The following is a 6,352-nucleotide window of genomic DNA, read 5'->3' as shown; positions in this document are numbered from 1 at the left end:
GCGAACACCATGGCGCTGCTGCTGAGCAACGGCAGCAGCACCTCGTGCGAGGCCCTGACCGAGGTGGCCAGGGCCTACGGCGACGTCGAGGCGACCCCCACCGCGCGCTGCGACCCCAAGCTGCCGGTCCCCGCCGCGGACGCGGCGCTGAAGCGGGCCGTGGCGAACGACGAGTCGACCACCGACTGGGGTTCCGACTTCGTCTGGGGCAGGCATCTGACGGTCACCGTCCCCGCGAAGGACGACGCGGCCGTGCGGATCGTCTACTCGACCTCGGACATGACCAGACGGCTCTGGCAGATCTGGGGCTTCCGGGCCGGGCTCGCCGTGCTGGTCCTCGCGGCGGCCGCCGCGATCGGCGCCTACGCCGCCCGCCGGATCACCGCCCCGCTGCGCGAACTCAACTCCATGGCCAGCAAGTTCAGCGACGGCGACCTGACCGCGCGCTCCCCGGTGACGGGGCCGCCGGAGACGCAGACACTCGCCCGCACCCTGAACCAGGGCGCCGAACGCCTGGACACGCTGGTGGCCTCGCAGCGCATCTTCGTGGCCGACGCCTCGCACCAACTCCGTACGCCTCTCACCGCGTTGCGCCTGTCGCTGGACAACATCGCGGACGCGGTGGACGACGAGTTCGTCCGGGAGGACGTGGAGCTGGCGACGGCGGAGGTGGTCCGGATGAGCCGCCTGGTCAACGGCCTGCTGGTGCTGGCGCGGGCGGAGGCGAAGGTGGCCGCCGCGGAGCCGTTGCCGCTCAGGGACATCGTGGACGAGCGGTTGACGGTGTGGAGGCCGGCCGCCGACGAGCGCGGAGTCACCATCGCGCTCAGGGGGAGTGTTGTCGACGACCGGCCGTCTGTGTTGGCCGGCCCCGGTCATCTCGACCAGGTGCTGGACAACGTGCTCTCGAACGCCCTGGAGGTCTCGCCCGACGGCGGACGGATCACCGTCGAGGTCGAGTCCCGGGCGGACACGGTGGTGCTGTCGGTCCTTGACGAGGGACCCGGCATGTCCGATGCCGACAAGTCCCGTGCCTTCGACCGCTTCTGGCGCGGTCAGGGCCTGACCGGACGCTCCGGCTCGGGTCTCGGCCTCGCCGTCGTCAAGCAGCTGGTGACCGACGACGGCGGGACGGTGACGCTGACGGACGCGCCGGGGGGCGGGCTGAAGGTGGAGATCAGCCTTCGGGCATCGCCGAGGAGTGGTGGTTGACGATCTTCCAGACGCCGTTCCGCTTCTCGTACTCGTACGTGTAGCGGGCCTCCACGAGGCGCTTGGCGCCGGTCTTCGGGTCGGTGAGCGTGAACTCGTAGACGCCGGTGTCGATCGCGGAGTTCGTGTCGAGGACCTTGACGATCGTCCGGACCTTCTTGCCGACCGGCTTGTTCGGGAGGAAGTGCTCGAAGTAGTCGACGATCTCCGCGTGGTTGGTTCTGACCTTGTTGGAGACGGTGGGCAGCAGGACCGCGTCCTTGGCGTACAGGCTCGCCACCTTGTCGGGGTCACCGGTCTTCAGGGCCGCGTTCCAGGTGGTGAACAGGCCCGCGATCTCCTTCTTGGTGGGCTGCTTCGCGGCGTCCGGCCCGGCGGTGGCGACGACGGTACCGACGGTTCCCACGGCGACGATCGCAGTCGCGGTGACGATGGCTGCGCGCTTGGTTATGGACCGACGGTTCATCGCTGTCTCCAGTGCGGTTGAGAGGCTGTGCTGTGAAGTGACTCCAGCCTCTCTTTGCGCTGGTTAGGGCCCGTGCAGCCCAGATACAGGGCAGGGACAGCAAACGCCCAACTCACGCACGGTGCCCGCTCGGTCGCTGTCCGCGCAGCAGCCCGACCCCGGCGCCGAGCGACACCACGCCCATCCCGGCGGCGGTCATGACGCCCTGGGTCCCGTCCACGAGGAACGGCGCGGCAGCGGCGACGGCGAGGTTGAAGAGGAAGAGGAACCAGAGGACGGGGGTGGAGGAGAGCAAGGCCTTCATGGCGGTTTTTCCTTCGGTACGAGGCGGTTGACCTGGTGAGATCAACGATCCCGTGTCCCGGGGGCCGTCACGAGGGGGTGCTCTCCCGGACTCGTGGTGTAGTGCGGTACACCATCCCGGTGACGGATGACGTACTTCGCGCTGGTGTCCGTGCCGACCCTGGTCCTGCTCCTCGGTCCGGCGCAAGGCGTACTCCTCGCCAACTGCGCGGCCGGGGTTATCTGCCTGATCGGCCTGGCGGGCGGATGGCGCCTGGTACGCCCCCGCGCGATGCTTCCCTTCTGCCTGGCAGCGGCCTGCACGGTCCCCGTGGGCACATGGACGACCCGCCGACTCCCCGAGCCCTGGCTCCTGTTGACCATGGGCGGACTGGTGACGGTGGCGGTGCTGCTCGTGATGCGGGGCGCGCGGGCGACCGCACTGCGCGGCACCCGGGGCGCCCTGTTCGCAGGCGCGTGCGCGTGACCCACCGCATCGAGGCGTCCTCGACGGTGATGTGCTCCTTGATCCAGCGCAGGTGGCCGGCGAGGGTGATCCGCCCCAGTGAGCTGCGGACGGCCTGCTGGCCGTACACCGGGTGTGAGGCGGCGATCGCCTTGTAGCCCATCGCGTGGCCCTCTTCGAGGTGGTCGACGAAGACGGCGATCTCGCGGTCACGGGGGCTCAGGTGTGCGAAGTCCGGGTCCGCGTGCGGGTCTTCGTCACCGGCGGTGCGTTTTCCGTAACCCGTTTTGGCCATGGGTGGGACGGGGACGGCAGGGCGGCACTAGGCCACGCCACGATCGAGTCGCTTTCGATCTGTAGGTCAGGCCCCGGAGCCGGTGTTGGCGCACCGACCGGGGCCGAACTATTTGGTCGTTTGCCGCGAACCTAGAGCGGGTTGGATTTTCAACCAGACCAAAGCCCAGAAAACCCCATGGAGGAGCTCGAAGCCCGAGGCTCAAGCTCCGGGCTGAACTGCGGAGATGAACGCCTTCCAGGCGGGGGCGGTGAGGGTCAGCTCGGGGCTCACGGTGAGCTTGGAGTCACGGATGTGGATGCGGGTGGCGAACGCGGCTTCGACGCAGTTGCCGCCCTCGGAGTCGCTGTAGCTCGACTTGAACCACTTCAACTGGTCGCCGCTCACTGCTGATCCACCATCCCCTCGATTAAGCAGGCCGACTCAGCGGGGCTGAGCGCCTGCGTGCGGATCATGCTAAGTCGCTCGGACACTCGATTGACAACGTTCGGGTCGCCCGAAAGATCGCTGGCGAACGGGCCTTCCGAGAAGGCGAACCGCTCGTGGTCACGGGTCTCCAGCAACACCATGGGCCCCATGAAGGCGACAGGGATGGCCCGTTCGAACGGCAGCACCTGCAATACGACGTTCCGCAGGCTGGACACCTCCAGCAGGAGACGCAACTGTTCCGCGTCCACCTGAGGCACTCGCAGCACCGCCTCGTAGAGGACGAAGCTCAGGCCCACCGGAGGCTTCGGTCCGCTGACGATGGATTGCCTGTCCATGCGCGCCGCAATCCGCTGCTCCACCATCTCCTCGTCAAGGGTGGGAACGTGGTTCTCGATGAGCGCCCGCGCGTAGCCCTTCGTCTGCAACAGACCTGGGATGTACATGGCTTCGTAGGACCAGAGACTGATCGCCTCCTTCTCCCGCTCCATGAAGTCCTGCGCCCGCGCCGGAAACCTCTCCCGCTGCAGATACTCCTTGGCCGCGCTCAGCAACCCCTCCGCCCGGCACAACTCGTCGGCCACGTCCAGCACGCGAGGCGTCGGCATCCGTACGCCCTGTTCCATGGACTTGATCGTGTCCGGGGAGTAATTGGACGCGGCGGCCAGCTCCTCGCGGGTCACGTTGGCCTTGATGCGCCACCGCTTCATCTGGTTGCCGCCGTAGCGCCAGTTCACCGGCGTCTGGGACACAGCACGCACCTCCGACCGATACACACCGGCGTGTATCACCTCAGTCACTACCGAGCGTAGCCGCACGACCGCCACCGTGTGACCATGACGAACGCAATCGACCCCTTCGACTGGGTCCCCGCCTCGGGTCACCAACTCCGTCTCGCGGGAGTGCACTTCGACGCAGTGCGGATCGAGGGGGTACGCGGGGAGCTGGCCGCGGCTCAGCTCATCGAGGCCGCCGACGGAGACGCGGGGCCCGTCGTGTGCGAGGTGACCGGGTACCGGTGGATGTACTTCCTGCTGGCGCCGGGCGAAGTGCGCAGGCACCGCTGGCCCCTTGGCGTGCAGCGCTTCGGTGAGCGGGGCTCACGTGCTGTCACGTACATCGGGATTCCCGCGCTGGACGGGAACACCTGGCCCTTGCGCTGGTACAGCGAGCCGACGCCGACTGCCCCGTTTGTCGACGCCGGACTCCTGAACTGCGTGGTCACGAACGCCGCACCCGCGCGGCCCGCGTCCCCCTGATCCGGGCGCCCAGAGCACGGGCGTACTCGCGCATGGTCCGTAGGTCATGGATCTCGCCGCGATCTCTCTGGGTGGCCCATGCGGGGAGGCCCCGGGTGCCGGCGCCGATCACACCCGCCCCCCGAACAACGCCACCAGCCCCTGGTCCAGTTCCGCGCCCACCGTCTCCTCGTCCGGGGCGACGACCGTGTAGGTGCGGGCCAGGAAGCGGGTCAGGTCGGCGGTGGGAAAGCCGAGGACGGCGACCCCCTGCGCGGCGTGGAACTCCACGTACGTGTGGCCCGGACCGGCCGGGCGGACGCGGACATTGCCGAGGCCGGCCGGACCTCGCAGGCCCTCTCCCAGCAGGGCGCGGGCGAATGTCCACGTCGTGGCCTCGCCGTCGAGCGTGACATGGGGCGGGAAGTCGATGTGCACAGCCGGCGGTTCGGCGGAGGTGTAGCGCAGGGTCGCGGGGATCGCGAGCTCCTGGCCCGTGGCCGTGACCAGGCGGGCGCCTGTCGGCTGCTGGAGGGTGACATGCACGAGGAGCTCCAAGTCGGCGGGGGCGCGGGCCTGGTGTGGCCGTTTGTGGTGAGACCACACCAGTGCCCGCGTATGACGCCGTTCGAGAAGCCGGCTCGTATGACTCGTGTCACACAGGAGCTACGAAGGGCTACGAGGAGCTACTTCGGGGACTGCAGGCCCAGCGGGCCCGCGATCTCCTCCACCATCACCTTGCCCGCCTCGAACTCCAGCGTCTCGTCGCCGATCGACTGGTCGGTGTCGAGGCCGTCCAGTTCCGCGAGGGGCTGGTTCAGGCGGACGTGGGCCACGATCGACTGGAGGGCGCGCAGGGTCGCGGACGCCGTGGAACCCCAGTTGGAGAAGTACGAGAACTGCCACCACCACAGCGCCTCCGAGGTGCGGCCCGCGCGGTAGTGGGCCATGCCGTGGCGCAGGTCGGTGATGACGTCGGTCAGGTCGTCGGAGATCCGGGCCGGCACCGGGGCCTTGCGGGGCTCGTAGGGGTCGAAGACCTCGGAGTAGACGTCGATCGGCTCAAGGAGCCGGGCCAGGTTCTCGCGCAGGTCGTCCACGTCGGCGTCCGGGCCCGTGTCGGGCTCGTAGCGCTCGTCGGGGACGATGTCCTCGTGGGCGCCCAGACGGCCGCCGGCCAGCAGGAGCTGGGAGACCTCCAGGAGCAGGAAGGGGACGGCCGAGTCGGGTTCGTCGCCCTTCGCCACCTCCATGACGGCCACCAGGAAGCTCTCGACCTGGTCGGCGATCTGGACCGCGAAGTCGTCGGGGTCCGTCGCGTGCAGTGTGGCGTCAGACATCTAGGAGTCGTCTCCCCTCGAAGGCGCGGCCGAGGGTCACCTCGTCCGCGTATTCCAGGTCGCCACCCACCGGGAGGCCGCTGGCCAGGCGGGTGACCTTGAGGCCCATGGGCTTGATCATGCGGGCGAGGTACGTCGCTGTGGCCTCGCCCTCCAGGTTCGGATCGGTGGCCAGGATCAGCTCCGTGACCGTCCCGTCGGCCAGCCGCGCGAGAAGTTCTCGTATCCGCAGGTCGTCGGGACCGACACCCTCGATGGGGCTGATCGCGCCGCCCAGGACGTGGTACTTGCCGCGGAACTCACGGGTGCGCTCGATCGCGACCACGTCCTTCGGCTCCTCCACCACGCAGATGACGGTGAGGTCGCGGCGGGGGTCGCGGCAGATGTTGCACAGTTCTTCCTGCGCGACATTGCCGCAGGTCGCGCAGAAGCGGACCTTCGCCTTGACCTCCATCAGACACTGCGCGAGACGCCGGACGTCCGTCGGCTCCGCCTGGAGGATGTGGAAGGCGATCCGCTGCGCGCTCTTGGGACCGACGCCGGGCAGCCGCCCCAGTTCGTCGATGAGGTCCTGGACCACGCCTTCGTACAACGGACTGCCGTCCTTCCTGGGTTCCTTGCGATACG

Annotated in this window: 9 protein-coding genes and 1 pseudogene; 3 read left to right on the top strand and 7 right to left on the bottom strand. The window is 68.7% G+C overall.

Features of this window, described 5'->3' with window-relative positions; genetic code table 11:
- Positions 1–1,212, top strand: a 1,212-nt coding sequence (locus ACFVYN_RS14045; protein ID WP_389997237.1) for a sensor histidine kinase, incomplete at its 5' end; no start/stop codon positions are given.
- Here ACFVYN_RS14045 and ACFVYN_RS14040 read toward each other — a convergent pair.
- A complete protein-coding gene (locus ACFVYN_RS14040) occupies positions 1,178–1,678 on the bottom strand; it encodes an SgcJ/EcaC family oxidoreductase (RefSeq protein WP_389997235.1) in 501 nt (166 codons plus the stop codon). The two genes, ACFVYN_RS14045 and ACFVYN_RS14040, sit on opposite strands and share 35 nt — an antisense overlap.
- Positions 1,679–1,790: 112 nt before the next feature.
- A complete protein-coding gene (locus tag ACFVYN_RS14035) occupies positions 1,791–1,982 on the bottom strand; it encodes a hypothetical protein (protein WP_389997234.1) in 192 nt (63 codons plus the stop codon).
- A 126-nt stretch (positions 1,983–2,108) separates the two neighbouring features.
- Between ACFVYN_RS14035 and ACFVYN_RS14030 the strand changes: the two are divergent.
- A pseudogene (locus ACFVYN_RS14030) lies at positions 2,109–2,438 on the top strand (sulfite exporter TauE/SafE family protein); the annotation flags it as partial.
- A 484-nt stretch (positions 2,439–2,922) separates the two neighbouring features.
- On the opposite strand, the gene ACFVYN_RS14025 reads toward ACFVYN_RS14030, so the two are convergent.
- Together ACFVYN_RS14025 and ACFVYN_RS14020 are read right to left on the bottom strand one after the other, a co-directional pair.
- Positions 2,923–3,108: a DUF397 domain-containing protein gene (locus ACFVYN_RS14025; protein ID WP_389997232.1), complete on the bottom strand. Its 186-nt coding sequence runs from the start codon at positions 3,106–3,108 to the stop codon at positions 2,923–2,925.
- Complete coding sequence (locus ACFVYN_RS14020; RefSeq protein WP_389997230.1) at positions 3,105–3,899, bottom strand: helix-turn-helix domain-containing protein; 795 nt, start codon at positions 3,897–3,899, stop codon at positions 3,105–3,107. The genes ACFVYN_RS14025 and ACFVYN_RS14020 overlap by 4 nt, the downstream gene beginning before the upstream one ends.
- Positions 3,900–3,977: 78 nt before the next feature.
- Here ACFVYN_RS14020 and ACFVYN_RS14015 point away from each other — a divergent pair, with 78 nt between their 5' ends.
- Positions 3,978–4,406: a hypothetical protein gene (locus ACFVYN_RS14015; protein ID WP_389997228.1), complete on the top strand. Its 429-nt coding sequence runs from the start codon at positions 3,978–3,980 to the stop codon at positions 4,404–4,406.
- A gap of 108 nt (positions 4,407–4,514) precedes the next feature.
- Here ACFVYN_RS14015 and ACFVYN_RS14010 read toward each other — a convergent pair whose 3' ends face one another.
- The 3 genes from ACFVYN_RS14010 to recR form a co-directional block, all read right to left on the bottom strand.
- Positions 4,515–4,931 carry an SsgA family sporulation/cell division regulator gene (locus ACFVYN_RS14010; RefSeq protein WP_389997226.1) on the bottom strand — a complete coding sequence of 139 codons (417 nt, stop codon included), beginning with the start codon at positions 4,929–4,931 and terminating at the stop codon, positions 4,515–4,517.
- A gap of 140 nt (positions 4,932–5,071) precedes the next feature.
- Positions 5,072–5,725: a DUF5063 domain-containing protein gene (locus tag ACFVYN_RS14005; protein WP_389997224.1), complete on the bottom strand. Its 654-nt coding sequence runs from the start codon at positions 5,723–5,725 to the stop codon at positions 5,072–5,074.
- Positions 5,718–6,317 carry a recombination mediator RecR gene (gene recR, locus ACFVYN_RS14000; RefSeq protein ID WP_351419838.1) on the bottom strand — a complete coding sequence of 200 codons (600 nt, stop codon included), beginning with the start codon at positions 6,315–6,317 and terminating at the stop codon, positions 5,718–5,720. Before recR ends, ACFVYN_RS14005 begins: the two co-directional genes overlap by 8 nt.
- Positions 6,318–6,352: the final 35 nt, after the last annotated feature.

The organism is Streptomyces sp. NPDC058307 (genome assembly GCF_042880295.1).
GTDB lineage: Bacteria > Actinomycetota > Actinomycetes > Streptomycetales > Streptomycetaceae > Streptomyces.
The sequence above is the reverse complement of the archived record's forward strand: the minus strand, read 5'-3'. Positions and strand labels throughout refer to the sequence as shown.

Excerpts from the sequence above, each read along its gene's own strand:
- ACFVYN_RS14040 (WP_389997235.1), bottom strand. The coding sequence starts at position 1,678 with ATGAACCGTCGGTCCATAACCAAGCGCGCAGCCATCGTCACCGCGACT.
- ACFVYN_RS14035 (WP_389997234.1), bottom strand. The coding sequence starts at position 1,982 with ATGAAGGCCTTGCTCTCCTCCACCCCCGTCCTCTGGTTCCTCTTCCTC.
- ACFVYN_RS14005 (WP_389997224.1), bottom strand. The coding sequence starts at position 5,725 with ATGTCTGACGCCACACTGCACGCGACGGACCCCGACGACTTCGCGGTC.